Consider the following 24,740-nt stretch of genomic DNA (forward strand, 5'->3'; position numbering starts at 1 on the left):
GACGGCGATGGTGAGCACGGACGAGCGGGTCGGGACGCCGGACGAGCGGGTCGGGAACCGGGATGCGGACGTGGATGACGGGAGTGCGGCGGGCGCGGACGCGGCGCCGGGGAACGCGTCGGACGAGACGGTCGGGGCGGGCGAGGCGGACGGGGCGAAGGGGTCGGACAAGACGGGCCGGACGGAGGACGCGAAGGGACCGGACGGGGCGGACGGGACGGACGACGCGAAGGGACCGGACGGGGCGCCCCGGTCCGTCCACCGCCGGATCCTCGCGGGCGCGGCGGTGCTGCTGACCGTCGCCCTGCTCGCCGCGGGCGCCGGGCTCTTCGTCAAGGCCCGGCAACTGCGGGACACTCCGGCCACCGACAACCTCGCGCTGACCGACTCCGCGGCGACCACCAGGGTCATCGGTGACGTCAGCAACGCGCTCGGCACGGTGTTCTCCTACGGTCCGCGGAAGACCGATGCCACCAAGGAGTCCGCGAAGCGGTACCTCGACGGGAAGGCGCTCCAGCAGTACGCGGCGCTGTTCGGCCAGGTCGAGAAGGAGGCCCGGGACCAGGAACTGACCCTCACCACCCATGTCGTACGGGCCGGGGTCACCCGGCTGACCGGCACGGGTGCCCACCTGCTGGTCTTTCTCGACCAGGTCTACGAGCGCCGGGGGAGGGCCGCCACCACGGCCGCCGCCCAGCTGTCCGTCACCGCCGAACTGCGGGGCGGGCACTGGCGGATCGTCGACATCGCCGCCAGATAGCCGCCGGACGGCCACCGGGACGGCACGGCGTGGCATCCACCGCTCAGCTCAGTTCAGCCGGCAGGGGAGAGACAGCAATGGCACGGGTACGGACGAGGAAGAACCCGCTGGTGATGGCGGCGCTCGCGCTGACGGTCGTGGCGGCCGGGGGCGCGGTCCGGGGCGGCTGGTCCTGGTACGGGGCCGCGCACGAGGAGTCGGCGGCGTACGCGAGGACCCGCGACGACGCCCTGGCGGCGGGGGAGCAGGCCGTGCAGAACATGAACACCCTCGACCACCGGAAGCTGAACGAGGGGCTGGACGGCTGGGAGGACTCCACCACCGGCGATCTGCACAAGCAACTCGTCGACGGGCGGAGCGGGTTCGAGAAGCAGATCCGGACGGCGGAGACCGTGAGCACCGCGAAGGTGCTGTCCGGCGCGGTCACCGAACTCGACGAGCGGGCCGGCAAGGCGTCGGTGATGGTCGCGTTGCGGATCACCGTGACCGCCCCGAAGGCCGAGCCCGCGGTGAAGGAGAGCCGGATGCTTGGGCAGCTCACCCGCACGCCCGAGGGGTGGAAGCTCAGCGCCCTCGGCCAGGCACCGGTCGGCAACACGGCCGGCTGACGCCCCGGCTCCCCACCCCCGTCACCGAGAGGACCCCGGACATGTCGACCACCCGTCACCTCGTCAACCGCCGACGCCGTCTTGCCGCCGTCGCCGCGGAACGCGGGGGAGCCACCGCCCCGCCGCGCGGGCCCGCGGGCCCGGACGCGCCACGCGCCGATCCCGACGGCCTTCCGGCCACGGAGGACACCGGTCCGGACAGCACCACCACGGACGACGCCTCTCCGGACGACGCCTCTCCGGACGACACCGGTGCGGACGGCACCGGTGCGGACGGCACGGGGACGAGGGAAGCGCGCCGGGGAAGAACGAGCCGGGAGAACAGGGAACCGGGAGCCGGCCGGATGCCCCGCCTCCGGGCCGGTCTCCCCGCCGTCCTCTGCGCCCTCACCGTGCTCCTCGGAGCCTTCGCCGCCTGGGCCTTCGGCCAGGCCGCGAGCCTGCGCGACGAACCCGCACGGCAGAACACCGCCCTCACCGACATCGGCCGCACCAGCGAGGTGAAGGGCCAGATCGCCGAGGCGGTCGGCGCGGTCTTCTCGTACAACTACACCGCCACCGCCAAGTCCGAGCGGGCGGCGCGGACCTACCTGGTCGGCAAGGCGGTCCAGCAGCACCGCGACATGCTCGCCCAGGTCCGCGCGCAGGGGCCGAAACAGAAGCTCGTCCTGACCACCACCGTCACCGACAGCGGTGTGGAAGTCCTCGACGGCGACCGGGCCAGGCTGCTGATCTACGCCGACCAGAGCAACACCCGTACCGGCACGTCGGAGGAGAGGACCTATGCGGCGGCGATGTTCGCCGTGGACGCCGTCCGCCGCGACGGCACCTGGCGGATCTCCGCCATCGACACCTTCGCGCAGTGACTCGGCGGCTCATCGACCCGGGGAGAGGGGAGCACACATGAGGTTCACCGGCACCACCCGCCGCAGGATCGGCGGCACCGCGGCCGCGGTCGCCGCCATGGCCGCGCTCACCGCGTCCCAGGCGCCGACGGGCGTCCGTCACGAGCCCACCGCGAAGGAGCGTCAGGAGACCACCGAAGAGGTCAGATGGTCCCAGGCGCCCAACGACGACTCCTACCACACCGAACTCCCGCCGCTCGCGACGCCGCAGCCACCGGTGCCCGGCGCGAAACGGAGCCCGGCCGCCGCACGGACCTGGGCCGAGGCGGGCATCCCCACCACGGTCCTCGCCGCCTACCGCAAGGCGGAGAGCGCGCTGCGCCGCACCGAACCCGGATGCCGCCTGCCGTGGCAGCTGCTCGCGGCGATCGGCAGGGTCGAGTCCGGGCACGCGGGCGGCGGGCGGGTCGACGTGCACGGCACGACCCTCACCCCGATCCTCGGGCCGGTGCTCGACGGCGCGGGCTTCGCCGAGATCCGGGACACCGACGACGGCGCGTACGACGGCGACCGCCGGTACGACCGCGCGGTGGGACCGATGCAGTTCATCCCGTCCACATGGGCCCACTGGGGCAGGGACGGGAACGGCGACGGCCGCCGCGACCCGAACAACGTGTACGACGCAGCCCTCGCCGCCGGGGCCTACCTGTGCGCCGGTGCGCGCGACCTGTCCGTGAAGGCCGACCTGGACCGCGCGGTCCTCGCCTACAACCACTCGGACACCTATCTGCGCACCGTGCTGTCCTGGCTGGAGTTCTACCGCAAGGGCGTCCACCCGGTGGCCGACGGCAAGGGCGTCGTCCCCCGGAGCCCCGGCGCGGGCGGCCCCGAGAAGCCGAGGCGGCCGGTCGGCGGACCCGGGTCCCCGGGCGGCGGCATCGTCGTGGGCCCGCAGCCCGGCAGCTCGCCCGGCCCCTCGCCGTCCGCGTCCCCGGGACCGTCCGTCACCCCGACCGGCTCACCCGGACCCACCGGGAGCCCGGACCCCACCGGTCCGACCGCATCGCCCCGCCCCACCGACGGCGGACCGTCCTCGCCGGACCCCGGCACCACCCCCGGCCCCGGCTGCTCCACCGGCTCGGCCTCACCGGACCCGGGCGAATCGCCGGAGGCGACGCGGAGCCCGTCCCCGGATCCCGGGTCCGGTCCCGGCGAGGAACCGTGCCCCACCCCGTCGGACTCGCCCTCCGTCGGCTGACGCAACCTCGTGCCCCTCCCTGGGACGTTCGCCCCGTCGCGAGCGTGGCCGGGAGGGCAACGGGCTCACCGGCCACCGGCCGACAGCACCTCGGCCAGGTCGTATCGCACCACCTCCTCCAGCTGCGCGTACGTGCAGCTCTCCGGAGTGCGGTCCGGCCGCCACCGGCGGAACCGGGTGGTGTGCCGGAAACGGTCGCGCTCCATGTGGTCGTACGCCACCTCGCAGACCCGTTCCGGGCGCAGCGCCACCCAGGTCCGGTCCTTCTTCCCCGACCAGCGGCTCGGCGCCCCGGGCAGCCGCGCGGTCTCGTGCGCCTCGGCGTCCGCCCACGCCGCCCATGGGTGTCCGGCGAAGTCGACGCGCAGCGGCTCCAGCTCCTCGACCAGTTCGGCGCGGCGTCTCGCCGAGAACGCCGCGCAGACCCCGACGTGTTGCAGGACGCCGCCGGAGTCGTACAGACCGAGCAGCAGCGAGCCGACGACCGGGCCGCTCCGGTGGAGGCGGTACCCCGCCACCACGCAGTCGGCGGTGCGCTCGTGCTTGATCTTGTACATCACGCGGGTGTCGGGGCGGTACGGCAGGTCGAGCGGTTTGGCGACCACGCCGTCGAGCCCCGCGCCCTCGTACTGCTCGAACCACACCTCGGCGACCGCGGGGTCCCTGGTCACCGGGGCCAGATGGACGGGCGGTTCGGCGGCGGACAGCGCGGCCTCCAGCACGGTGCGCCGGTCGGACTGGGGCAGGGAGAGCAGCGAGTCGTCGCCCGCCGCCAGGATGTCGAAGGCGACGAGACTGGCCGGGGTCCGCTCGGCGAGCAGCCGCACCCGGGAATCGGCCGGATGGATCCGTTCAGCGAGCCGGTCGAAGTCCAGCCGGCCCTCGTACGCGACCACGATCTCGCCGTCGACGACGCAGCGCGGCGGCAGATTGTCCCGGACGGCCGTGACCAGCTCGGGGAAGTAGCGGGTGAGCGGCTTACCGGTGCGGCTGCCGATCACCACCTCGTCGCCGTCACGGAACACGATCGCCCGGAAGCCGTCCCACTTGGCCTCGTACTGCATGCCCGGCGGGATCTTCGCGACGGACTTGGCGAGCATCGGCTTCACGGGCGGCATCACCGGCAGGTCCATGGTCCGATTCTCACCCGGGGGCGGTATTACTTCTCCCGATATGCGGCATAAGTGGTCCCCGCCTACCGTGATCGTCATGGGCGCAGCGGGCAGAGCGGTGGAACTGGAAGCCGGGGGACGGACCGTACGGCTGTCCAGTCCGGACAAGATCTACTTTCCGGAGCCGGGCTACACCAAGAGGGACGTGGCGGAGTACTTCCGCGCCGTGGGCCCGGGCATCACCCGTGCCCTGCGGGACCGGCCGACCACGCTCCAGCGCTTCGTGGACGGCGTCGAGGGCGAGTTCTTCTACCAGAAGCGAGCCCCGAAGAGCCTTCCCGACTGGATCCCCACCGCCCGCATCACGTTCCCCAGCGGCCGCCACGCCGACGAGATCTGCCCGGCCGAACCCGCCGCCGTCCTCTGGGCGGCCAACCTCGGCACGCTCACCTTCCATCCGTGGCCGGTCCGGAGCGCGGACACCGACCATCCGGACGAACTGCGCATCGACCTCGACCCGCAGCCCGGAACGGACTACGCCGACGCGGTGCGGGCCGCCCACGAACTGAGCTCCGTCCTCGACGACCACGGCCTGCGCGGCTGGCCCAAGACCTCCGGCGGCCGGGGCGTCCACGTCTTCGTCCCCATCGAGCCGCGCTGGACCTTCACCGAGGTCCGGCGTGCCGCCATCGCCACCGGCCGCGAACTGGAACGCCGGATGCCGGACCGGGTGACCACCGCCTGGTGGAAGGAGGAACGCGGGGAGCGGATCTTCGTGGACTTCAACCAGACCGCCCGCGACCGCACCATCGCCTCCGCGTACTCCGTGCGCCCCCACCCGCACGCCCCGGTCTCCGCCCCGCTGCGCTGGGACGAGATCGACGACGCCGAACCGCGCGACTTCGACATCCGGACCATGCCGAAGCGCTACGCGGAGGTCGGTGACGTGCACGCGGACATGGACGAGCACGCCTTCCGGCTCGACGCCCTGCTGGACCTGGCCGACCGGGACGAGCGCGAGCGCGGCCTGGGCGACCTGCCGTACCCGCCGGAGTACCCGAAGATGCCCGGCGAGCCGAAGCGCGTCCAGCCGAGCCGGGCCCGGAGCGGCGAGGACGGCGCCGCGTGAGCGCACCCGACCTGGAGCCCTCCGCACCGCACGGGGCACACGGCCGGCCGCTGAGCGCCCGTCAGAAATGGGCCGTGTACAAGAAGTCCCCGTACCTTCCCGCCACCGTGCTGCTGTTCATCCTCGCGGCCGCCGCCGGGCTCTTCGCGGGTTCCTACAGCTACGCGATGGCCAACCCGACCCCGCACCGGATCCCGACCGCGGTGGTCAGCCGTCCCGAGTCGGCGCGGGGCGAGGCGTTCGTGGCCGCCATGGACAAGGCGCTCGCCGCCTCGCTCGTCATCCACACTTACCCGACCCGGGCACGGGCCGGGCAGGCGCTGGAGCGCCAGGAGGTCTTCGCGGTCATTCGCGCGGGCGGCCGGGGAGTCGCCCTGGACGTGGCCGGTGCCGCGGGAGCCTCCGTCGCCGAGCTGCTCACCGAGGTCGCGGCGAAGGCCGGCGCCGAGACCGGGGTGCCGGTCACGGTCCGGGACGTCAAACCGTTGCAGAGGGGCGATCCGCGCGGTCTCGCCCTCTTCTACATCTCGCTCGCCGCGGTGATCGTCGGCTTCGTCGGCGCGATCCAGCTGAGTGTGCACGCGCGGGCGCTGGTGCCGTTGGAGCGGATCGCCTTCACCGTCGCGTACTCGCTGCTCGGCGCCTTCGCGATCGCCGCGGTCGTCGACTGGCTGATCGGCGCCCTGGACCTGCCGTTCCTCCACTCCTGGCTGATCCTGGCGTTCACCATGTTCACCTCAGGCATGGTCTTCAACATGTTCAACACCCTGATGGGGCGTTGGGCGATGCTGCCCACCTGGGGCGTGATGGTCCTGCTGGGCAATCCGTCCTCCGGCGGCGCGGTCTCCTGGCCGCTGCTGCCTTCGGTCCTCGGGCACATCGGCCGCTGGCTGCCTCCCGGGGCCTCGGTCAACGCCCAGCACACCGCCGTCTACTACCGGGGGCACCAGTTCCTCTTCCCGTATCTGGTGCTCGGCGGCTGGACGCTGGTGTCCTGCACGGTGTTCTGGGTGTGGCGCCACCGGCATCCGGGTGGCCGCGACCACATGCCCCGGCACGCGGCCACGGGCGGCTGAACCCGTCCGGCCGAGCCCGCCGACGCGTCCGGCGGTTCTCGCCCCGGCGCCGCCGTCCGGCCCGGCCCGGGGCCCGGCGCGCCGCGCGGAGGCCGTCCGCCCGTGCCGGGCGTCGGGCCGACGGACGAGCCCGGGAGTGCCGGAGGCCGCGGTGGCGGACGGTGCGCGCTCCGTCCCGGTGCGTAGGAGCGGGAGATCCCCGGGAAACGGTGTGGGCCGTCCGAGGGGCAGCCGCGCCCCGCCTACCACGGCAGCCCTGGAAGCCGCCGCACGCCCCGTAACCTCCGTTGTCTCCGCACTTTCCGCGGTTCCCCGATCCGGGCCGGTTCCGGGCCGGGGCCGTTCCCCTGCGATCCGGGGCGGCCCCGCGATCCGGCCACGTTTGCACGCACTTCGAAATTCCGTAACGCAGTGGGGAGTTCGGCATGGACAGAAGGAGCTTCAACCGGAGGTTCCTGGTGGGCGGCGGGGTGGCGGCCGCAACCGGGGCGGCATCGTTGTCCCTCGGCGCGATCGAGGCGAGCCCGGCGCAGGCCGTGCCCCGGACCGCCCCGCCCGGCGGCGCCACACGCCGCCTGCGGATGTACGCGGAGAAGCTCCCGGACGGACGGATGGGGTTCGGCCTGCGGAAGGGCGGGGCCACGGTCCCCGGACCGCTCGTCGAACTCAACGAGGGAGACACCCTGCGGATCGAGCTGCACAACACCACGGACGTGCCGGTCAGCCTCCACCCGCACGGCGTGGACTACGACGTCGCCGGCGACGGCACCCGGCTGAACAGAAGCATGACCGAACCGCGCGGCACCCGTACCTACATCTGGCGCACCCACGCCCCGGGCAGGCGCCGGGACGGCACCTGGCGGGAAGGCAGTGCGGGCTACTGGCACTACCACGACCACGTCGTCGGCACGGACCACGGCACCGAGGGCATCCGGAAGGGACTGTACGGTCCCCTGGTCGTCCGCCGCAGGGGTGACGTCCTGCCGGACAGGACCATCACCATCGTCTTCAACGGCACGACGGTCAACAACTATCCGGCCCGTCAGGCCCCCGACTTCCGCGCCAGGTTGGGGGAGCGGCTCGAAGTCGTGATGATCACCCACGGCGACTACTTCCACACCTTCCACCTGCACGGACACCGCTGGGCGGACAATCGGACCGGCCTGCTCACCGGCCCGGACGACCTGAGCCGCGTCATCGACACGAGGACCGTCGGCCCGGCGGACTCCTTCGGCTTCCAGGTCATCGCGGGCGAACGGGTGGGAGCGGGGGCCTGGATGTACCACTGCCACGTGCAGAGCCACTCGGACCTGGGCATGGCCGGACTGCTGCTGATCGCCGGGCCGGACGGCACGGTTCCGGGCTACGATCCGCACGGCCCCGGGCCCCACAGCACGCCCGCACCGGAGAAGACCCCGTCGGGCACCGCTCCGGGCAAGGGCGCACCGGGCACGGCCACGCCCGGCAAGGCCGCTGCTCCCGGCACGCCGGACACGGGCGCTGCGGGAGCCGCCACGGCCACCCCCGGCGCGGCCTCCGGCACGGCGGCCCCCGGTGGGCCGGCTGCGGGCGGGGCCGCCCACGACCCCGTCGCGCACGGCTCCTGACCAGGCGTCACACGGCTTCTGAACCGACCCGGTCAGCCTGCTCCCGTCGCGGGGCCGGTGGTGCCGACGGCGTCGGCCGTCCCGGCCGGTGAGGAGGCTTCGGCGGTGTTCGCGGGGTCGGCCGCCCGTGACGCCAGACGTCGCTGTTCCTCCTCGACGATGCGACGGGCGAGCGACCCGTCCGACACGTCCACGGCGTCCGGCGTCGTCTCGGCGATGTCACTGCGTCGCGCATACAGGTCGAAGAGCCGCTCCTTGCGGGCCAGGATGTCCAGCATCCGCTCGTCGACGCTGTCGGTGGCGAGGAGCCGGTGCACCCGGACGGTCCGTATCTGCCCCATCCGGTGTGCGCGAGCCACCGCCTGATGCTCCGTCGTCGGTTTGATCTGCGGTTCGCAGAGGATGACGACCGACGCGGCCTGGAGGTTGAGGCCCGTGCCACCGGCCTGGATCTGGCTCAGCAGGACCGCGTGGCCGTCGGCGGCGGTGAACCCGTCGACGATGTCCTGCCGCCGGGCCGCCGGGACACTTCCCGCCAACGGTCCGAACACCTCCCCTCCCAGGGCCTGCCGGACGGTGCGGAGCACCTCGCCGAAGTACGAGAACACCACGACCTTGAGTCCGTTCCCCGCCGCCTCGGCGACCAGCTCGCGCAGCCGGTCCAGCTTCGCGGAGGTGCCGGGCCGGGCGTACGCGGCGCGCCGCATCCGCATGAACTGCCCGGCGTCCACCGCCTCGCGGTAGGCGGCGAGGTCCTCCTCGCTGAACTCCTCCCACTCGTCGACCTGCACCAGGGCGGGCAGTTCCGTGAGCACGTCCTCCTGGTTGCGTCGCAGGTAGGCGGGGGCGACGGCCCTGCGGAACGCCTGCGAGCCCGCGGCCCCGTGCGTGGTGCGGACCGAGGGGGCAAGTTCGGGCTGGAGATGGCGGACCAGGCTGCGGAACTCCTCGACCCGGTTCTCCATCGGCGTACCGGTCAGGAACAGCACCCGTTCCGTGCGTCCCGTCCAGCCGGACACGGCCCGGGAGCGGCGGGTCTCCGGATTCTTGACGTAGTGGGCCTCGTCGACCACCAGCATGCCGGGACGCACACCGCAGTCCCGGGGACCCGGCAGGGTGTGGAGGGCGTCGAACGTGGTGACGGCGACGCCGCCGCTCTCCCGCCACTCGGCGAAGGCGCCGTGCCGCTCGGGGCCGTGCACCGGCAGGGCCCGCAGGGTGGAGCGGGCCCTGACCTCGCGCGCCCAGTTGATCAGCACGCTCGCCGGGCACACCACCAGGAAGTGCGTCTCGCCGTGCGCCGCGAGATGCGCGAGCGCGGCGATGGCCTGCACGGTCTTGCCCAGCCCCATCTCGTCACCGAGGATCACCCGCTTCTGCGCCAGTGCGAACCGGGCCCCGAACGACTGGTAGCCGCGCAGCGAGACCCGCAGATGGGCGTCGTCCAGCCGCAGACCGCGCACCCGGTCGGCGATCCCCGCCGGGATGAAACCCTCCGCCGCGTCCCGGTCGGGGCCGCTGCCCGACAGCTCGGCGATCAGGCTGTAGTACTCGGCGGACCGCAGCTCGAAGTCGACCCAGGCCGCGAGGCCCGCGTCGGCCTCCCGCAGCAGATCGGCCGACACCTGCCCGAACAGCAGGGGCAGTCCGCGCGCCGCAGCCTCGTCGACCTCGTCCCGCACCGAGACGGCGGCCGCCAACGCGCGGGCACGGGCCTCCCGTCCGCCGAGCAGCAGGCGCAGCCGTCCTCGCGTGGGCCCCGCCGCGACCGTCAGAGGCTCCAGACGCGCGATGAGACGACCCGCCGCGTCCACCGCCCGACGGACGTCGGGACCGGCCTCGACCAACCGGTGCAACGCGGTGACCAGCGCGGTCGTGGCCTCGTCCGGGGTGTCCACGTCGATCCGCACCGCGACGGTGTCCCGTACGGCGTGGGCGATCTGGCCGGCCGCGGCCAGTGCCTGATCGGCCGTCTGCGCGCCTACTCCGGAGATCTGGCGCAGTTCGTAGCGGTTCGCCTCGTGCACCTGGCCGACGGTGGTGAAACCGGCCTGCTCCACGGCGCCGAGCCGCAACCGGCCCTCGGTGACGTCCTTCAGCCGGGAGACCGGGATGGCGGACAGCTCGCGACGGACGAGGCCGTCGAGCAGCGGGTTCAGCGCCGCGCGCACGGCGTCGACGGCGCCCGCGTGATCGGTCAGCACCGCGCGCGCCGTGACCAGCAGTCGTTCGGCCTGCTCCAGCAGTTCCCGGGCGGCCCGCCCCGTGGGTGCCCCGGCCTGTGCCGGTCCGGCCTCTGTCATCTGCGTCGTTCCTCTGTCCGCACGGCCGGGCCGCCGTCCCGCCCGGTACCTGCCCCGGCGCCTCATATCGTGCCACGCGCCGCCGACAGGGCCCCGGCCCCGGCCACCGCGAGGACCCGACGAGCGGGCGTCCGCGATGGGAACGACGGCCCGGCGGGTACGAGCCCCGGTGGGTACGAGGCTCCGGTGGGTCCGCGGGCCGCGGCGCTCAGGAGGCGGGCGGGCGCCGTTCCGCCGGGGACACAGCCGCGCGGTCCCCGGTTCCGGCTCGACGGCGGTCCCCGTGATCCTGCCGCGAGTCAGCCCGTCGTCGCCGTGCAGGAACATGACGCTGTCGCCGTGCAGCGCGAGGGCCCACACCCTGCTCATCCCCGTCGGCCGCACCCGCACCGGGCCGTCGGAGCAGTCGGGCAAACGGGATCAGGCGGACGGAATCCATGGTGCTCCTCGGCGAATGGCGCGAACAGGTCGGCAGCGGGGACCAGCCGGGACCGGTGGCGCGTTGGCCGGGGGCCGTGACGAGGGGCGCTTACGCGGCATGAGCCTTTCCGATGGTCATGCGGAAGATCACCACGGAACGGCGCACCCGTGCAACGCGGTGGCTCATACGCGCCGTTCGTGCGTCGTCGCCGCAGGCTGTCGGCCCGGGTGAGGCGTGTCGGGGGTTTTCCGGGCCCGGGCCGGGCTGTACCCTCCGGAGGGCCCGGCGGCCGTCGGGCGACCGACGCGGATGCGGCAGGGGCCTCGGTCCGGGCGCGGTTCGCGAAAACCGGAAGGTCGGCCGGAAAGCACCGGCGCGCCGCATTGATGGCGCGTTGATCGGTTGTTTATCGGGGCCGGGCACTGTGGGTGCCATGCTGATCAACACCGCTTCCGACCCCGCACTCGCCTGGCAGGAGACAGCGTTGTGCGCGCAGGCGGGACCCGAGTTCTTCTTTCCCGCCCCCGGCAGCTCCACCCGCGAGGCCAAGCAGCTCTGCAACGCCTGCGAGGGACGTGTGGCGTGCCTGGAGTACGCCCTGGCCAACGACGAGCGTTTCGGCGTGTGGGGCGGCCTCTCCGAGAAGGAGCGGGAACGGCTGCGCAGAAGCGAACGCAGGCGGGCCTGAGCACGCCCGGCCCCGGCTGCGGGGCGCGCTCACGGGCCGGTGGGCCGCTTTCCCGAACCGCCTGCGAAGGTGGGCGCATGAACGGGAACGAACACGACCGGGACACCCTGCTCGCCACGGCCGTACGGCTGCGGGTCGAAGGCCGCCCCGAGGAGGCCCGCAGGCTGCTGCTGGCCCTCTGCGCCGCCCACCCCGCCGACGCGGAGGTGGCCTACCAGACGGCGTGGGTCCACGACGTGCTCGGCCTGGAGGCCGAGGCCGTGCCCTTCTACGAACGCTCCCTGCGCGGCACCGGGTTGTCCGAGGAGGACCGCCGGGGCGCGCTGCTCGGGCTGGGCAGCACCTACCGGGTGCTCGGCCGGTACGACAGGGCCGTGGAGGTGCTGAGCGGCGGCGTCGAGGAGTTCCCCGACGACGGGGCGCTGCGGACCTTCCTCGCCATGGCCCTGTTCAACACCGGCGAGCACGACGCGTCCGCGCGCCTGCTGCTGGAGTTGCTGGCGGCCACCAGCGAGGACCCGTCCGTGCGGCAGTACCGGAGCGCGATCGAGCACTACGCGCGCGATCTGCGCGCGACGGTGTGAGCCCGGTGCCGGGGACCGGCCCCGGGCGCCGGGGGACGACCGGGGCGGCACACCGTCCCCCGGGCCGCCCCCGAGGAGGCCGGGACGGACGGGCGGAAGGACCGGCCGGGGATCAGGCGCCGGCGCGCGTGGCCATCCGCGCCTTGCGGGCGGCGAGCTTCTCGTCGAACTTCGTCGCCTCGTCGTTCAGGCCGCCCATGTACAGGCCCAGTTCCTCCTGCGCCCGCAGGCCCTCGGGGCCCAGACCCTCGATCTGGAGCACCTTCAGGTAGCGCAGCACCGGCTGCAGCACGTCGTCGTGGTGGATGCGCAGGTTGTAGATCTCGCCGATCGCCATCCGCGCGGCGGCCCGTTCGAAGCCCGGGATCCCGTGGCCCGGCATGCGGAAGTCGACGACGACGTCGCGCACGGCCCGCATCGTCTCGTCCGGGGCGATCTCGAACGCGGCGGCGAGCAGATTGCGGTAGAAGACCATGTGGAGGTTCTCGTCGGTCGCGATGCGCGCCAGCATCCGGTCGCAGACCGGGTCGCCCGACTGATGGCCCGTGTTGCGGTGCGAGACGCGGGTGGCCAGCTCCTGGAAGGCGACGTACGCCACGGAGCGCAGCATCGAATGGCGGTTGTCGGACTCGAAGCCCTCCGACATGTGCGCCATCCGGAACCGCTCCAGCTCGTCCGGGTCCACGGCCCGCGAGGTGAGCAGGTAGTCGCGCATCACGATCCCGTGCCGGCCCTCCTCGGCGGTCCAGCGGTGCACCCAGGTGCCCCAGGCGCCGTCACGGCCGAAGAGGGAGGCGATCTCGTGGTGGTAGCTCGGGAGGTTGTCCTCCGTCAGCAGATTGACGACGAGGGCGGTCCTGCCGATGTCGGTCACCTTGGACTGGTCGGCCCGCCACTCCTCGCCGTCCTCGAAGACGCCCGGGAAGTTCCGCCCGTCGGAGAAGGGCACGTACTCGTGCGGCATCCAGTCCTTGGCGACCTTGAGGTGGCGGTTGAGCTCCTTCTCGACCACCTCTTCCAGGGCGTACAGCAGCCGGGCGTCGGTCCACGCCTTGGAACTGCCGAGGTGGGGAGCGGTGATCGTCACGGGGTCTCCTGGGGACGGGAGGTTTACCTACGGACACGTAGGTTACGAGACCGTAGGTTAAAGCGGCGGTAAGGCTGTCGCCAAACTCGCCCCCCGAAGCCCCCGCGAAGTCCCTCCTCGAACCTCCTTCCGACCGCTGGTCAGGAGACGGGCGTCCCCGTCGCGTCGGCCGGCGCGGGATCCGGGAGCGGCCCCGGACCGCGGCCCGGATCCAGGCCCAGGTCCCGGCGCAGATGGGCGGCGGTGAACGAGGTGGGGTGGTCGAGCAGTCCCGCGGGCGTACCCCGGTAGAGGATCTCGCCCCCGCTCCGTCCGCCGTCGGGCCCGAGGTCGATCACCCAGTCCGCGCGCCTGAGCACGTCCAGGTCGTGTTCCACGCAGATCACGCTGTTGCCCGCGTCCACCAGCCGGTCCAGCAGGTCGACGAGTGTGCCGGTGTCCGCCATGTGCAGCCCGGTGGTCGGCTCGTCGAGCACGTACACGACGCCGGTCCGGTGCAGTCGGGTGGCGAGTTTGATGCGCTGGCGCTCGCCGCCGGAGAGCGTGCTGAGCGAACGGCCCAGGGGGAGGTACGCCAGACCGACGTCGTCGAGCGCGCCCAGTCTGCGCGCCAGGGCCGGGTCGTCGAAGAGGCGGGCGGCCGGTGCGGCCGTCATCTCCAGCACGTCGACGATGGACGCGCCGCCGACCCGGTACCGCAGCACCTCGTCGTCGAAGCGCCGGCCCTCGCACACCGCGCAGGTGGTGGTCACCGGGTCCATGAAGGCGAGATCGGTGGTGATCACACCCCTGCCCGAGCAATTCCGGCACGCCCCCGATGAGTTGAAGCTGAACAGGCCCGGATCGACGTCGTTCTCCCGGGCGAAGATCCTGCGGATGGGGTCCAGTGCGCCGAGGTACGATGCCGGGGTCGAACGCGACGACGCGGTGATCGCGCCCTGGTCGACGACCACCGCGTCCGGGTACGCCCGCGTGAACACCTGCGAGACCAGTGTCGACTTGCCGGATCCGGCCACTCCCGTCACGACCGTCAGTACACCTCGTGGGAACGCCACGTCCACGCCCTTGAGGTTGTGCAGCCTGGCCCCGGTCACCGGCATCCATCCGGTGGGGGACCGGAACGTGCCCTTGATCCGTGCCCGGCGGCGCAGGCAGCGTCCGGTGAGCGTGTCCGCTCGGCGCAGTCCTTCCACCGGGCCCTCGAAGACGACGCGTCCGCCGTCGGCGCCGGCCCGCGGGCCCATGTCCACGACGTGGTCCGCGACGGCCAGCACGTCCGGGTCGTGCTCGACGACGAGGACGGTGTTGCCCCGGTCGCGCAGCCGGACCAGGAGGTCGCACAGTCGGCCGACGTCGCGCGGGTGCAGGCCCACGCTCGGCTCGTCGAGGACGAAGGTCAGACCGGTCAGCGAACTGCCCAGGTGCCGGACCAGCTTGAGCCGCTGCCCCTCGCCGCCGGACAGCGTGGAGGTCTCGCGGTCCAGGCTGAGGTAGCCGAGGCCGATGTCCACCAGGCGCTCCAGCCGTTCGCGGGCGGCCGAGGCCACCGGGCCGGCCACCGGATCGTCGATCGCGGCCAGCACCTTCACCAGGTCGGCGACCTCCATCCGGCCGTAGTCGGCGATGGAGAGGCCGTCGATACGGGTGGCGAGCGCCGCCGCGTTCAGCCGGGCGCCGTCGCAGGAGGCACAGACCGACTCCGTGGTGAAGCGCGCGGCGGCCGCGCGCCGCCGCTCCGAGAGCCCCTCGGTGTCCCGGTTCAGGTGGAGCCGGGTGAAGCGCTCGACGATGCCCTCGAACCGCACCTCGGCCTCGGACGACTTCACCTTCACCCGCACGGTGAACCCTCCGCCGTGCAGCAGGAGCCGCATCTCCTCCTCGGTGAAGTCGCGGAGCGGTTTGTCGTTGTCGAAGGCTCCCGACCTGGCGTACAGCTGCCACTCCCAGCCGCCCACCGAAAGTCCGGGCAGCAACAGCGCGCCCTCGTTGAGCGACTTGCCGGGATCGATCGCCCGGTCGATGTCGAGACGCACCGTGCGTCCGACGCCGTCGCACTCCGGGCACATGCCGTCCGGTTCGTTGAAGGAGTACGCGGTCGCCGGGCCCGCGCTCGGTGTCCCGTGCCGGGAGAACAGCACCCGGATCACCGACCAGATGTCGCTCGCCGTACCGACGGTCGAGCGGACGTTGCCGCCGATCGGCCTCTGGTCCACCACGATCGCCACGGACAGGTCGTCGATCGAGTCCACCCGGGGCCGCTCGTACTTCGGCAACCGGTTGCGGATGAACGAGCCGAAGGTCGCGTTGAGTTGGCGTTGGGACTCCACGGCGATCGTGCCGAAGACGAGCGACGACTTGCCCGACCCGGAGACTCCGGTGAAGACGGTGATGCGCTCCTTGGGAATGGAGAGGGAGACATCGCGCAGATTGTTCGCGCGTGCTCCGGTGACGACGATGTGCCGGTCCGTGTTCCGGCGGGCGGGGTGATCCATGCGGCCGAAGCTAACCGCGATACCCGACATCTTCTGTCTGGTTTCTGGGGAGATCGGCGTCGGTGTCCTCCCGGAGGCCCGGCCGGCCCCGCGGGAGGGTCGCTCAGAGCTGTCGGCGTACTCGGAGCGATCGTGCTCGCCGCGGGGGCGCCACGTGTGTCGCGGTGCGGGCGGGCCGGAGGGTCAGAGCAGGTGGTCCGCCGCCCCCGACTTGACCGCTGCGATCAGCGCGCGCAGCGCCTCCACGGAGTCGCTGACATGGACGTCGGTGTCCGTCGTGGAGCCGATGTACGCGCGGCCCCGGTCGTCGAGCCCGAAACGGAAGCAGTTGGCGCCCTCGCTGCAGAAGGGGTCGTCCCAGTGGATCTCGGTCATGGTCTGTCCTCTCGACGGTGCCGGGTCAGAGGTCCCGGGCTATGGTTCGGATGAGGTCGCGTGATTCCCCGACCGGGAGCGCGAGTGCTCGCAGACGCTCCAACAGACCGCGATATCGGCGTAGTTGCATGTCGGAGTCCAACAGCGTCGAGCCGTGCGAGGAATCGAGCTGCACAGTATCGAGCTGGGGTACCCGGGCGCCCGCGTAAGTGAACGACTGTCCCGCGCCGGGCAGTCCGCCGGCGGTGAACGGGATGACCCGGACCGTGATCAGGTCCCGCTCCGACTGGTCGAGGATGTGGTCCAGTTGTGCGCGCGCCACCTTCGGGCCGCCGAACTGCATGCGCAGGGCCGCCTCGTGGATCACCGCCTCGTACGACGGGGGCCGGTCCCGGTTCAGCACATCCTGACGGCGCAGCCGCAGGGCGAGCCGGGCATCCAGATCCGGTCCGGGCAGCGGGGGATCGGCCATGGCGAAGAGCGCCCGTGCGTGCTCCTCGGTCTGCAGCAGGCCGGGGATGTGGGTGGTGGTCGAGGTGATCAGCTCGGCCGCGTGGTGTTCGAGTTCGGCGATGTCGAGCAGCCCCGGGAGCAGCAGTCCGCGATGCTCCTCCCACCAGCCCCTGGCCCGTTCCCGGGCCATCTCGGCGAGCAGGTCGACCAGAGAGGTGTCGGGGCAGCCGTAATTGAACGCCAGGGTGCGGACCCGTTCGGCGCTGATGCCGAAGCGGCCCGATTCGATGTTCGGGATGCGGGTGCGGTCGACGCCCAGCAGGGCGGCGGCCTGCTGCACCGACATCCCCGACTGTTCGCGCAGTTTGCGCAGTTCGGCCCCGAGGCGTTGCTGCCGCGCGGTCGGGGTGCTCCTGGGTGGCACGGTGAAAGGTCCTTTCCGGGGGAGCGGTTGAACGAAATGACTGGAACCGGGCAAGTAGTAGCACTGTGCTCCGGGTTGCGCTACCGTCGGTAGTGCAAGTCTCACACGGGGCTACCGGCCCCGGTTGTGATCGTCAGCACAATTACCGGAAATGTGAGCATCTTGATGAAGGGCGCATTGCGTTGCCTCCCGGCTCCCGTACCGGTCGGCCCTCGACCGCCGATGGTGGACAACCTCAGTTACTCGTTCGCATTACCGGGTGGCGCGTTCTGCGCCGGCGTCGCACGCGGAGCCGTGGGCGAACTCCTCGAACGGCACGGCCTCGCGGAGCTCCGTGAGACGGCCGTGCTCGCCGCCTCCGAGCTGGTCGCCTCCGCCTACCGGTTCACCCCGGACCGGGAGATGCTGCTACGGGTCCACTGGCAGTTCGACGCCCTGCGCGTGATCCTCTACGACCGGCATCCGCCCCACTGCTCGGTCGAGAAGTCCGAGAAGTGCCGTGAGCGCCGCAGCGAGAGCATGTGGTTGCTGGCGGCGGCGGTCGACTCGCACGGAGGAGACTGGGGGCTCGCTCCCGCGCTGACCCCTTCGGGCGGCTGCAAGGCGTGGGCGCTGCTCCATCGCTGACGGCACGTCGGCCGCCCCCGCTCCCGCCGTCCGTATCCGGTCCGGACCCCGAAGGCCGTTGGGAGCATGCGCGACGGCCCGGCCGGGCGATGCGGAACGAGGCGCCCGGCCGACGAGGGCCGAACCGGTCAGGTTCCGTCGAATAGATCGGTCAGGTCCCGGTCGAGGTCCAGGAACCGGTGCTCGTCGCCGGCCGGCACCAGTTCCTGCGCGCGCTCGAGGAACAGCCGCAGCTCCGCGGTGCGGACGTGGACCATCGCGATCCCCTCGACGGCGTGGAACTCCAGCACCGTGCGGTCGTATCCGTACGGCCTGATGCGCACGTCCCCGAGCCCGGCGGCCCCGTCCATGCCCGCGGCGAGCAACTCCCGGGAGAACTCCCAGGAGACATCGGCGCCCTCCAGGGTCGCCTTCGCCGGGAACGCCATGCTCACGGCGAACGGATCTCTCCGGTCGTACCGCAGAGTGGCCGGAAGGGTCTCCATCCGCGGAGCGGAAGCGACCATGCGGGCCTGCACGGACTGTTCGATGACGGTGGACAAGACCTTGCTCCCTTTCTCGGCCAGATGAACGGTTCCCGGCACAGACAGAGACGGCGGATCACATGACCACGTGCACAGAACGGCGGGGTGAGTTGTGTCACTGGGCGCCGGGCACCGGTCGGGTACCCGATTCGTGGCTCGGCACCCTGGACGGAGTGTGGTTTGTGGGTCACGACCTCTCCACGATCGGCAGTGGGGGGAAGGAGCGGCGTCCGGGGCCTTCGGATCCGAGGTGGAGGAGGGAGTCGACGCGGAGCGGACGGGGGTCTCCCCCAGGTCGAGCGAAGCCGAGACCTTGAGGAAGACTGACGACAACGCCGCAGGTGGAGGCCCCGGACGCCGCGACCCCGCTGACAAGCGTGGGCGAGGTCGTTAGCCTCCGGCGTCATGAGAGCCGAGGGAACGACGAGACGATTGATGTCATGGGGACTGTGCGTGGCTTCGCTGGCCGCCGCCCTGGCCGCACCGGAGGCAGCCGCCGCACCGGAGGCAGCCGCCGCACCGGAGGCGGCCGCACGGAACGCCGGGGTCGCGCGGGGAACCGCGGCCACGCCGGATCCCGAGGCGTCGCCCGGGGAGCGTCGCCCGACCGGTGAACGGCCCGTCTGGACGCTCACCGCCACCGGAACCGATGCCCGCTTCCGCGGTCTCGCCGCCGTGAGCCGACGTACCGCCTGGGTCGCCGGATCCCGGGGGACGGTGCTGCGGACCACCGACGGCGGGCGCCACTGGCACGACGTGTCACCGCCCGGCGCGGCGGGGGAGGGCCTGGAGTTCCGCGACATCGAGGCGTTCGACGCCCGGCGTGCGGTGGCTCTGTCCATCGGGGAGGGAGAGGCGTCCAGGGTGCTGCGCACGGACGACGGGGGAGCGACCTGGACGGAGTCGTTCCGCAACACCGACGCCCGCGCCTTCTACGACTGCCTCACCTTCTTCGACCGCCGGCACGGACTGGCGATGAGCGATCCCGTCGACGGGAAGTACCGCGTCCTGTCGACCGAGGACGGCGGTCGGAACTGGCGGGTGCTGCCCACCGAGGGCATGCCGCGGGCCCAGGAGGGCGAGGCGGCGTTCGCCGCCAGTGGCCAGTGCCTGGTCGCGTCCGGTCCCAAGGACGTCTGGCTGGCGACCGGGGGCGCCGCCACCGCGCGCGTGCTGCACTCCGCCGACCGGGGCCGGACCTGGACCGCGACCGGGGCGACGATCCCGGCGGGCGACCCGGCGCGCGGCGTGTTCGGGCTGGCGTTCCGGGACCGTCACCACGGCATCGCGGTCGGCGGCGACTACCGCGCGGGACAGCCGTCGCCCGACGCCGCGGCCGTGACCGGCGACGGGGGCGGCAGCTGGCGGCGGTCCGTCCTGCCCCCGGCGGAATACCGCTCGGGCGTCGCCTGGCTGCCGCACAGCGGATCGCGCGCCCTGGCGGTCGGACCCACCGGAACAGATCTCACCCCGGATGGCGGACGCACCTGGCGCACGGTCGACACGGGGTCGTACGACACCGTCGACTGCACCCCGGACGGCGGCTGTTGGGCCGCGGGCGAGCAAGGTCGCGTGGCGCGCTCGGGAACGTAGGCCCCGCCCTCGCACCGCCGCCCGCCACCCTCCGCGCGGGCGTCCGGCATCCGGCCGCGGGCGGCGGACGGTCTCCGCTACGGCAGCTCCTGCCGGTACGGGGCGAGTTCTTCCGAGGTCTTCGTCGCGATGAACTCGGTGATCCGGTACGCGCACACGTCCCCCGCCACGAACGGGTCCTCCGCCGCGATCTCCTCGATCCGGGCGACGTCGTCCCCGACCGCCAGGATCACACCGCCGTCGCGCGGGTTCTTGCGTCCCGAGGCGATGAACACCCCGGCCGCGTACTGCCGCTCCAGCCAGGCGACGTGGTCCGCCAGCAGTGCGTCCACGCGTTCCAGCGGGGCGGTGTAGGTCAATTCGAGTATGAACATGATCGCCAGGCTACGGGACGGCCGCCGACGGGGACCGGCCGTGCGTCGGGGCGGCTCGTACACTCGACAGCACCATGACAATGTTCCTGACACCCGTCGACGAGACCGAGGCCCGAGCCGTCCAGGACGCGCTGCGCGCCCGGGTGGTGCTCCACGAACCAGGACCCCGGCCCGGGACCGGCCACGTCACCGGAGTCGACGTCGCCTATGACGACGAGCGCGATGTCGTCGTGGCGGCGGCGGTGGTGCTCGACGGCGCGACGCTCGACGTGGTCGCCGAGACCACCGCCGTCGGCCGGATCGCCTTCCCGTACGTCCCCGGGCTCCTGGCCTTCCGCGAGATCCCGGCCGTGCTCGCCGCGCTGGAATCGCTGACCGTCGATCCCGGGCTCGTGATCTGCGACGGGTACGGCCTGGCCCACCCGCGCCGCTTCGGTCTCGCCAGCCACCTCGGCGTGCTCACCGGACTCCCCGTGATCGGTGTCGCCAAGAACCCGTTCACCTTCACGTACGAGCAGCCCGGGCCCCGCCGGGGCGACTGGTCGCCGCTCCTCGACGGCGAGGAGGAGGTGGGCAGGGCGCTGCGCACCCGGGACGGCGTCAAACCGGTCTTCGTCTCGGTCGGACACCGCACCGACCTGGACAACGCCTGCGCCCACACCCTGCTCCTCGCCCGTGACTTCCGTCAGCCGGAGACGACGCGCCGTGCCGACGCGCTGTGCCGTCGGGCGCTGCGGGAGGCAACTTCCTGACGCCTTGTCATATGACTGAGGCGGCACACCGATCGCACGTGGACGCCGGTTGAGTACGCGTACGGATGTCGCCCGGCGATCATGACGGGCAGACTGGTACGCATGACCGAACATCGAACGTCTACGCGACCAGGAACCGTGTACCTCGCTCAGCGCCGGGTCGCGGTGGGCATGACCCTCGGGATCGTCGCGGGGGTGGTCTGGGCCGTCTCGATGATCTGCACGCTGGTGACCTGGGCGCTGTGACGCGCACGGCGTCCACCTTTACCGGCGCGGCTGCTTGTGCAGATCCGGTCCCTGGGCATTGAGCAGGGCGCGCCAGGTGACCTCGTCACCGACGCCCGTCACGGGCAGGTTCCGGGATGCCTGGAACTCCTTCAGCGACCGCATCGTCGACGGGGTGTACGTGCCGGTGCTGTCGGTCGCCACCCCCGCCCGATGGAGCAGGTACTGCACCGCCATGACGGCCTCGGGCTCCCGCGCGCGGGAGTCGACCGTGGTGATCAGCAGCGGCCAGGTGTCCTTCCCGACCTTGCCGTCCGCCGTCAGTGCGTGGGCCGTCTGGAACCTCTTGACCGCCTCCGCGGTGGCCGGTCCGTAGTCGGCGTCGACCTTCACGTCGTAGCCGTGCGCCCGTAGCAGCAACTGCACCGTACGGGCCTTCCACAGCACGTTCCCCTTGCGCGCCAGCGGCCAGTCCGTGCCCTCCGACGGCTGGTCGGACACCTCCGCGACCGCCTTGGCGTCGCCGCTTCCGGCCGTCGGCCCCGGCCACCACGCGGTCCAGCCCGCGGCCAGCAGCAGAAGGAGCGCGGAGGCCGCCGCGACGGTCCACGCGACGCGGGAGCGGTCCCACCGGCCGGTCCCCGAACCGCGCCCGGGGGCCGGTGCGGTGCCCGGACCGTCGGACGTGGGCTCCGCTTCGCTCCCCGCCACTGGTGCGTCCCCGCCCGTGGCGGTGGTCGCCGGGGCGGAACGGTTCCCGGCCCCCGGACGCCTCCTCGGCGACGCGGAACCGGCCGCCGCGTTGGCCAGGGCGCGGGCCCGGACCAGTTCGTCGGCGGGTGCCCCCAGCGCCGTGTGCAACTGCTCGACGATCCGGCACGGGGCGTTGGAGGAGTGTGCGGGATTCAGATACCGCGACAGGGTGGTCTGGTCGATCCCCAACCGCTTGGCGAGCGACTGCTGGGTGGGCTTTTCGCGGCCGTCGCGCGTGGAGGACTCCCACCAACTCCTCAGCAACTCCGCGAGATCCCGCCCCGGATGTTCGTCGTCGTTCGTCACGGTGCTGTCCGTCATCGGCACTTCCCGACTCTCTGTGTGCATAACCGCAGTTCAGTGGTGTGCATGGTGGCTCTGCATAGGCGCATCGATCCGCGGGACGCAGATCGTAGTGAAACGCCGGGGCGGTGCTGCACAGTTGAGGAGCGGCCGGCCCGACGGGCGCCGCGACCCCACCCCGTCATCGGTCCCTCGAAGGGCCGCTCCCACCTGTGCGTTCGTGGCCGACGGGGGTGCCCGAGGTCTTCTCATCCGACGAACATGAAGGTCTGAATATGCCTCAGTCATCACCCGTTCGAGTGCGTCTCGCGCTGACCGGAACCCTGGTGGGAGCGGCTCTCGTCGCGCTGGGGCTGATCACCCCGGCCGTTGGTGCCGCACCGCCGTCCGCCTACCCGGTCGACGGGGTGGACACCAGTCACCACAACCACGAGTGGAAGGGGCGGGGCGGGCCGACGGAGATCGACTGGCGCCGGGTGGCAGCCGTGAACGACTTCGCCTTCCTCAAGGCCACCCAAGGGGTGTCGGGCAAGGACTCGTGGTTCGCCCGCGACTACGCCTCGGTCTCCGGGACCTCGTTGTTCCGCGCCCCGTACCACTTCTTCCACCCGAGGAGCACGGCCGACGGGGCGGCCCAGGCCAGGCACTTCGTCGCGACCGTCCGGGCGGCCGGCTACCGGGGGGACCGGGCGGGCGAACTGCCGCCGGTGCTGGACGTCGAGAAGCTGCCCGCGGGTGGCGGCAGGGAGGTGTGCCCGCAGCACCTCCGTACCCAACAGGTGCGGACCTTCCTCCAGGAGGTGCGGAAGGCATTCGGCGTCACCCCGATCGTCTACACCCGGGCGTCCTTCGTGAAGGAGTGCATGGGCGACAACGGGGAGGTGTTCGCCGGTCATCCGCTGTGGCTCGCCCGCTACGGCAGCGGCTCCGGAGAACCGCGGCAGGTGCCGGGTGCCGGGCGCTCGTGGTCCTTCTGGCAGCACACGCGGACCGGAACCGTTCCCGGGATCGAGGGGCCGGTGGACCGTGACGTCTTCCGCGGCGGCAGGTCCGAACTGACGGCGCTGGCGAAGGGCGGCGCGCCACGGCCGGAAGGCCGCTGATCCCGGCGCAAGCGGCTCACGGGCCGCCAACCTGCTGCGCAGTATGGGAGGTGACGGCTTATTACGTCCGTCGACCACGGTCCTCGCGCCCCTGTCCGCCGTACGGCACACCAGGCTCGTCCACCCGCACGACATCCGTCTCCGGCCCCTTTCGGGCCGCCTCGCCATCCAAGGAGTGACCCATGAACGCACCGTCCACCCGCTCTCGTCGCACCGCCGTCCGGCTCGCCGCCGGCATCGCGGCCCTGGCCGTCCTCGCCGGACCGGCCGCCTCCCTCGCCACCGCGGGCGACCGCCCGGCGGCGGCCCGGGGCGGCGGCGGAGAAACGGCGGCGCGGCCGGCCGCGGCCGACTGGCCGACCCTGAAGGCGGGGAGCAGGGGCGCGGGCGTGACCGCGCTCCAGCACCTGCTCACCTTCCGGGGTCAGGCCGTGGCCGCCGACGGGAGCTTCGGACCGGCCACCACGACCAAGGTGAAGGCATTCCAGAAGGCGGCCGGTCTCACCGCGGACGGCGTCGTCGGGCCCGCCACCTGGACCAGGCTCGTCATCACCCTGCGCGGCGGCGCGAAGGGCGCGGCCGTGAAGGCGGCCCAGACCCTGCTGAAGGCGCGCGGTCAGGCGGTGCCCGTCGACGGCACCTTCAGCGCGACGACGACGGCGAAGGTGAAGGCTTTCCAGAAGGCGGCCGGTCTCACGGCCGACGGCGTCGTCGGCCCCCGGACCTGGGCGGGCCTGCTGAACGGCGGAGCGCCGGCCGGTGACCGGGCGGGCCTCGCCAAGCAGATCCTGGCCCAGAAGCAGATCACGCTGGCCACCGTCCATCCGGGCGGCAGGCACGCCGGGTCGACGGCGCGGCAGAACATCGTCGACACCGCCGACGGCAAGGGCGCGCTCACCAGCCCGTGGGGCGACAAGCCCAACCGGCGGGTCCCCCTCGACCCCCGGATGCTGGGCGGGCTGCTGAAGCTGCGCACGCAGTACGGCTACCGGCTGTCGGTCTCCGAGATCGTCGGCGGCGACCACAGCGGCAACTCCCGGCACTACGCCGGGATCGCCTTCGACATCACGCACATCAACGGCCGCCACGTGGGCAGCGGCGCCGCGCACCAGCAGTTCATGGCCACCTGCAGGAAGCTCGGCGCACAGGAGGTCCTCGGCCCGGGCGACCCCGGGCACGGCCGCCATGTGCACTGCGCCTGGCCCCGCTAGGGCGTGATTCGAAGACCCGTCCGGCCCGCGACGCCTGGTACGGCTCCTCACGT

The 24,740-nt window shown here is 72.5% G+C and carries 24 protein-coding genes; 15 read left to right on the plus strand and 9 right to left on the minus strand.

The features are described from left to right. Positions 1–7: 7 nt before the first annotated feature. The 4 genes from ACFYY6_RS23965 (at position 8) to ACFYY6_RS23980 (ending at position 3,471) form a co-directional block, all read left to right on the plus strand. Positions 8–760, plus strand: a complete 753-nt coding sequence (locus tag ACFYY6_RS23965) for a hypothetical protein (RefSeq protein ID WP_389195033.1) — start codon at positions 8–10, stop codon at positions 758–760. 77 nt (positions 761–837) lie between these two features. Further along, positions 838–1,368, plus strand: coding sequence for a hypothetical protein (locus ACFYY6_RS23970; RefSeq protein ID WP_351519992.1), 531 nt, complete (start codon positions 838–840; stop codon positions 1,366–1,368). Between the two features lie 41 nt (positions 1,369–1,409). Beyond that, complete coding sequence (locus ACFYY6_RS23975; protein WP_389195036.1) at positions 1,410–2,234, plus strand: nuclear transport factor 2 family protein; 825 nt, start codon at positions 1,410–1,412, stop codon at positions 2,232–2,234. Between the two features lie 37 nt (positions 2,235–2,271). Next, the gene (locus tag ACFYY6_RS23980; protein ID WP_351519989.1) at positions 2,272–3,471 is read left to right on the plus strand and encodes a lytic murein transglycosylase; all 1,200 of its coding nucleotides are present in this window, start codon (positions 2,272–2,274) and stop codon (positions 3,469–3,471) included. 65 nt (positions 3,472–3,536) lie between these two features. On the opposite strand, the gene ACFYY6_RS23985 is transcribed toward ACFYY6_RS23980, so the two are convergent. Further along, a complete protein-coding gene (locus ACFYY6_RS23985) occupies positions 3,537–4,604 on the minus strand; it encodes an ATP-dependent DNA ligase (protein WP_351519987.1) in 1,068 nt (355 codons plus the stop codon). A gap of 97 nt (positions 4,605–4,701) precedes the next feature. On the opposite strand from ACFYY6_RS23985, the gene ligD reads away from it, so the two are divergent. The 3 genes from ligD to ACFYY6_RS24000 all read left to right on the plus strand — a co-directional run bounded on the left by ligD (position 4,702) and on the right by ACFYY6_RS24000 (position 8,395). Further along, positions 4,702–5,712, plus strand: a complete 1,011-nt coding sequence (ligD, locus tag ACFYY6_RS23990) for a non-homologous end-joining DNA ligase (RefSeq protein ID WP_389195082.1) — start codon at positions 4,702–4,704, stop codon at positions 5,710–5,712. After that, positions 5,709–6,788: an ABC transporter permease gene (locus tag ACFYY6_RS23995; protein ID WP_351519985.1), complete on the plus strand. Its 1,080-nt coding sequence runs from the start codon at positions 5,709–5,711 to the stop codon at positions 6,786–6,788. The genes ligD and ACFYY6_RS23995 overlap by 4 nt, the downstream gene beginning before the upstream one ends. Positions 6,789–7,213: 425 nt before the next feature. After that, entirely contained in the window at positions 7,214–8,395 is a 1,182-nt protein-coding gene (locus ACFYY6_RS24000) for a multicopper oxidase domain-containing protein (RefSeq protein WP_389195038.1), read from the plus strand. Positions 8,396–8,427: 32 nt separating this feature from the next. On the opposite strand, the gene ACFYY6_RS24005 is transcribed toward ACFYY6_RS24000, so the two are convergent. Further along, the gene (locus ACFYY6_RS24005; RefSeq protein WP_351519982.1) at positions 8,428–10,698 is read right to left on the minus strand and encodes a DEAD/DEAH box helicase; all 2,271 of its coding nucleotides are present in this window, start codon (positions 10,696–10,698) and stop codon (positions 8,428–8,430) included. A gap of 854 nt (positions 10,699–11,552) precedes the next feature. On the opposite strand from ACFYY6_RS24005, the gene ACFYY6_RS24010 reads away from it, so the two are divergent. Beyond that, complete coding sequence (locus tag ACFYY6_RS24010) at positions 11,553–11,807, plus strand: WhiB family transcriptional regulator (protein WP_073781403.1); 255 nt, start codon at positions 11,553–11,555, stop codon at positions 11,805–11,807. A 77-nt stretch (positions 11,808–11,884) separates the two neighbouring features. Continuing rightward, positions 11,885–12,391, plus strand: a complete 507-nt coding sequence (locus tag ACFYY6_RS24015; RefSeq protein ID WP_388648927.1) for a tetratricopeptide repeat protein — start codon at positions 11,885–11,887, stop codon at positions 12,389–12,391. A gap of 112 nt (positions 12,392–12,503) precedes the next feature. On the opposite strand, the gene ACFYY6_RS24020 is transcribed toward ACFYY6_RS24015, so the two are convergent. From ACFYY6_RS24020 to ACFYY6_RS24035, 4 genes are all read right to left on the minus strand, one after another. Beyond that, positions 12,504–13,478, minus strand: a complete 975-nt coding sequence (locus ACFYY6_RS24020; RefSeq protein WP_351519978.1) for an acyl-ACP desaturase — start codon at positions 13,476–13,478, stop codon at positions 12,504–12,506. Between the two features lie 140 nt (positions 13,479–13,618). Beyond that, complete coding sequence (locus tag ACFYY6_RS24025; RefSeq protein WP_389195043.1) at positions 13,619–15,970, minus strand: ATP-binding cassette domain-containing protein; 2,352 nt, start codon at positions 15,968–15,970, stop codon at positions 13,619–13,621. Between the two features lie 183 nt (positions 15,971–16,153). Further along, on the minus strand, positions 16,154–16,345 hold the full coding sequence (locus ACFYY6_RS24030; protein WP_351519975.1) for a hypothetical protein: 192 nt from the start codon (positions 16,343–16,345) through the stop codon (positions 16,154–16,156). A gap of 25 nt (positions 16,346–16,370) precedes the next feature. Continuing rightward, complete coding sequence (locus ACFYY6_RS24035; RefSeq protein WP_351519973.1) at positions 16,371–17,222, minus strand: Scr1 family TA system antitoxin-like transcriptional regulator; 852 nt, start codon at positions 17,220–17,222, stop codon at positions 16,371–16,373. 153 nt (positions 17,223–17,375) lie between these two features. Here ACFYY6_RS24035 and ACFYY6_RS24040 point away from each other — a divergent pair, with 153 nt between their 5' ends. Then, positions 17,376–17,849, plus strand: a complete 474-nt coding sequence (locus ACFYY6_RS24040; RefSeq protein ID WP_351519971.1) for an ATP-binding protein — start codon at positions 17,376–17,378, stop codon at positions 17,847–17,849. Positions 17,850–17,977: 128 nt separating this feature from the next. Here the strand turns inward: ACFYY6_RS24040 and ACFYY6_RS24045 are convergent, their stop codons facing one another. Beyond that, entirely contained in the window at positions 17,978–18,391 is a 414-nt protein-coding gene (locus ACFYY6_RS24045) for an SsgA family sporulation/cell division regulator (protein WP_073781396.1), read from the minus strand. 387 nt (positions 18,392–18,778) lie between these two features. On the opposite strand from ACFYY6_RS24045, the gene ACFYY6_RS24050 reads away from it, so the two are divergent. After that, positions 18,779–19,966, plus strand: coding sequence for a WD40/YVTN/BNR-like repeat-containing protein (locus ACFYY6_RS24050; protein WP_389195046.1), 1,188 nt, complete (start codon positions 18,779–18,781; stop codon positions 19,964–19,966). Positions 19,967–20,043: 77 nt separating this feature from the next. Here the strand turns inward: ACFYY6_RS24050 and ACFYY6_RS24055 are convergent, their stop codons facing one another. Further along, on the minus strand, positions 20,044–20,340 hold the full coding sequence (locus ACFYY6_RS24055; RefSeq protein WP_351519968.1) for a YciI family protein: 297 nt from the start codon (positions 20,338–20,340) through the stop codon (positions 20,044–20,046). Between the two features lie 74 nt (positions 20,341–20,414). On the opposite strand from ACFYY6_RS24055, the gene ACFYY6_RS24060 reads away from it, so the two are divergent. Both ACFYY6_RS24060 and mmpA read left to right on the plus strand, forming a co-directional pair. Further along, positions 20,415–21,092, plus strand: coding sequence for an endonuclease V (locus ACFYY6_RS24060; protein WP_389195049.1), 678 nt, complete (start codon positions 20,415–20,417; stop codon positions 21,090–21,092). A 102-nt stretch (positions 21,093–21,194) separates the two neighbouring features. Continuing rightward, positions 21,195–21,338, plus strand: a complete 144-nt coding sequence (gene mmpA / locus ACFYY6_RS24065; RefSeq protein WP_199883095.1) for a morphogenic membrane protein MmpA — start codon at positions 21,195–21,197, stop codon at positions 21,336–21,338. 18 nt (positions 21,339–21,356) lie between these two features. Here the strand turns inward: mmpA and ACFYY6_RS24070 are convergent, their stop codons facing one another. Then, positions 21,357–22,391 carry a peptidoglycan-binding protein gene (locus ACFYY6_RS24070; RefSeq protein WP_351519965.1) on the minus strand — a complete coding sequence of 345 codons (1,035 nt, stop codon included), beginning with the start codon at positions 22,389–22,391 and terminating at the stop codon, positions 21,357–21,359. 257 nt (positions 22,392–22,648) lie between these two features. Here ACFYY6_RS24070 and ACFYY6_RS24075 point away from each other — a divergent pair, with 257 nt between their 5' ends. Then, positions 22,649–23,476 carry a GH25 family lysozyme gene (locus ACFYY6_RS24075; RefSeq protein WP_351519963.1) on the plus strand — a complete coding sequence of 276 codons (828 nt, stop codon included), beginning with the start codon at positions 22,649–22,651 and terminating at the stop codon, positions 23,474–23,476. A gap of 182 nt (positions 23,477–23,658) precedes the next feature. Further along, positions 23,659–24,687, plus strand: a complete 1,029-nt coding sequence (locus ACFYY6_RS24080) for a peptidoglycan-binding protein (RefSeq protein ID WP_389195052.1) — start codon at positions 23,659–23,661, stop codon at positions 24,685–24,687. Positions 24,688–24,740 lie beyond the last annotated feature (53 nt).

It is taken from the genome of Streptomyces sp. NPDC001750 (genome assembly GCF_042892615.1).
Taxonomy (GTDB): domain Bacteria; phylum Actinomycetota; class Actinomycetes; order Streptomycetales; family Streptomycetaceae; genus Streptomyces.

What these genes read in the sequence shown, in the direction of transcription:
- ACFYY6_RS23965 (WP_389195033.1), top strand. Translation starts at nt 8, where the DNA reads ATGGTGAGCACGGACGAGCGGGTCGGGACGCCGGACGAGCGGGTCGGG.
- ACFYY6_RS23970 (WP_351519992.1), top strand. Translation starts at nt 838, where the DNA reads ATGGCACGGGTACGGACGAGGAAGAACCCGCTGGTGATGGCGGCGCTC.
- ACFYY6_RS23975 (WP_389195036.1), top strand. Translation starts at nt 1,410, where the DNA reads ATGTCGACCACCCGTCACCTCGTCAACCGCCGACGCCGTCTTGCCGCC.
- ACFYY6_RS23980 (WP_351519989.1), top strand. Translation starts at nt 2,272, where the DNA reads ATGAGGTTCACCGGCACCACCCGCCGCAGGATCGGCGGCACCGCGGCC.
- ACFYY6_RS23985 (WP_351519987.1), bottom strand. Translation starts at nt 4,604, where the DNA reads ATGGACCTGCCGGTGATGCCGCCCGTGAAGCCGATGCTCGCCAAGTCC.
- ACFYY6_RS24000 (WP_389195038.1), top strand. Translation starts at nt 7,214, where the DNA reads ATGGACAGAAGGAGCTTCAACCGGAGGTTCCTGGTGGGCGGCGGGGTG.
- ACFYY6_RS24005 (WP_351519982.1), bottom strand. Translation starts at nt 10,698, where the DNA reads ATGACAGAGGCCGGACCGGCACAGGCCGGGGCACCCACGGGGCGGGCC.
- ACFYY6_RS24010 (WP_073781403.1), top strand. Translation starts at nt 11,553, where the DNA reads ATGCTGATCAACACCGCTTCCGACCCCGCACTCGCCTGGCAGGAGACA.
- ACFYY6_RS24015 (WP_388648927.1), top strand. Translation starts at nt 11,885, where the DNA reads ATGAACGGGAACGAACACGACCGGGACACCCTGCTCGCCACGGCCGTA.
- ACFYY6_RS24025 (WP_389195043.1), bottom strand. Translation starts at nt 15,970, where the DNA reads ATGGATCACCCCGCCCGCCGGAACACGGACCGGCACATCGTCGTCACC.
- ACFYY6_RS24030 (WP_351519975.1), bottom strand. Translation starts at nt 16,345, where the DNA reads ATGACCGAGATCCACTGGGACGACCCCTTCTGCAGCGAGGGCGCCAAC.
- ACFYY6_RS24050 (WP_389195046.1), top strand. Translation starts at nt 18,779, where the DNA reads ATGAGAGCCGAGGGAACGACGAGACGATTGATGTCATGGGGACTGTGC.
- ACFYY6_RS24055 (WP_351519968.1), bottom strand. Translation starts at nt 20,340, where the DNA reads ATGTTCATACTCGAATTGACCTACACCGCCCCGCTGGAACGCGTGGAC.
- ACFYY6_RS24060 (WP_389195049.1), top strand. Translation starts at nt 20,415, where the DNA reads ATGACAATGTTCCTGACACCCGTCGACGAGACCGAGGCCCGAGCCGTC.
- mmpA (WP_199883095.1), top strand. Translation starts at nt 21,195, where the DNA reads ATGACCGAACATCGAACGTCTACGCGACCAGGAACCGTGTACCTCGCT.
- ACFYY6_RS24070 (WP_351519965.1), bottom strand. Translation starts at nt 22,391, where the DNA reads ATGACGGACAGCACCGTGACGAACGACGACGAACATCCGGGGCGGGAT.
- ACFYY6_RS24075 (WP_351519963.1), top strand. Translation starts at nt 22,649, where the DNA reads ATGCCTCAGTCATCACCCGTTCGAGTGCGTCTCGCGCTGACCGGAACC.
- ACFYY6_RS24080 (WP_389195052.1), top strand. Translation starts at nt 23,659, where the DNA reads ATGAACGCACCGTCCACCCGCTCTCGTCGCACCGCCGTCCGGCTCGCC.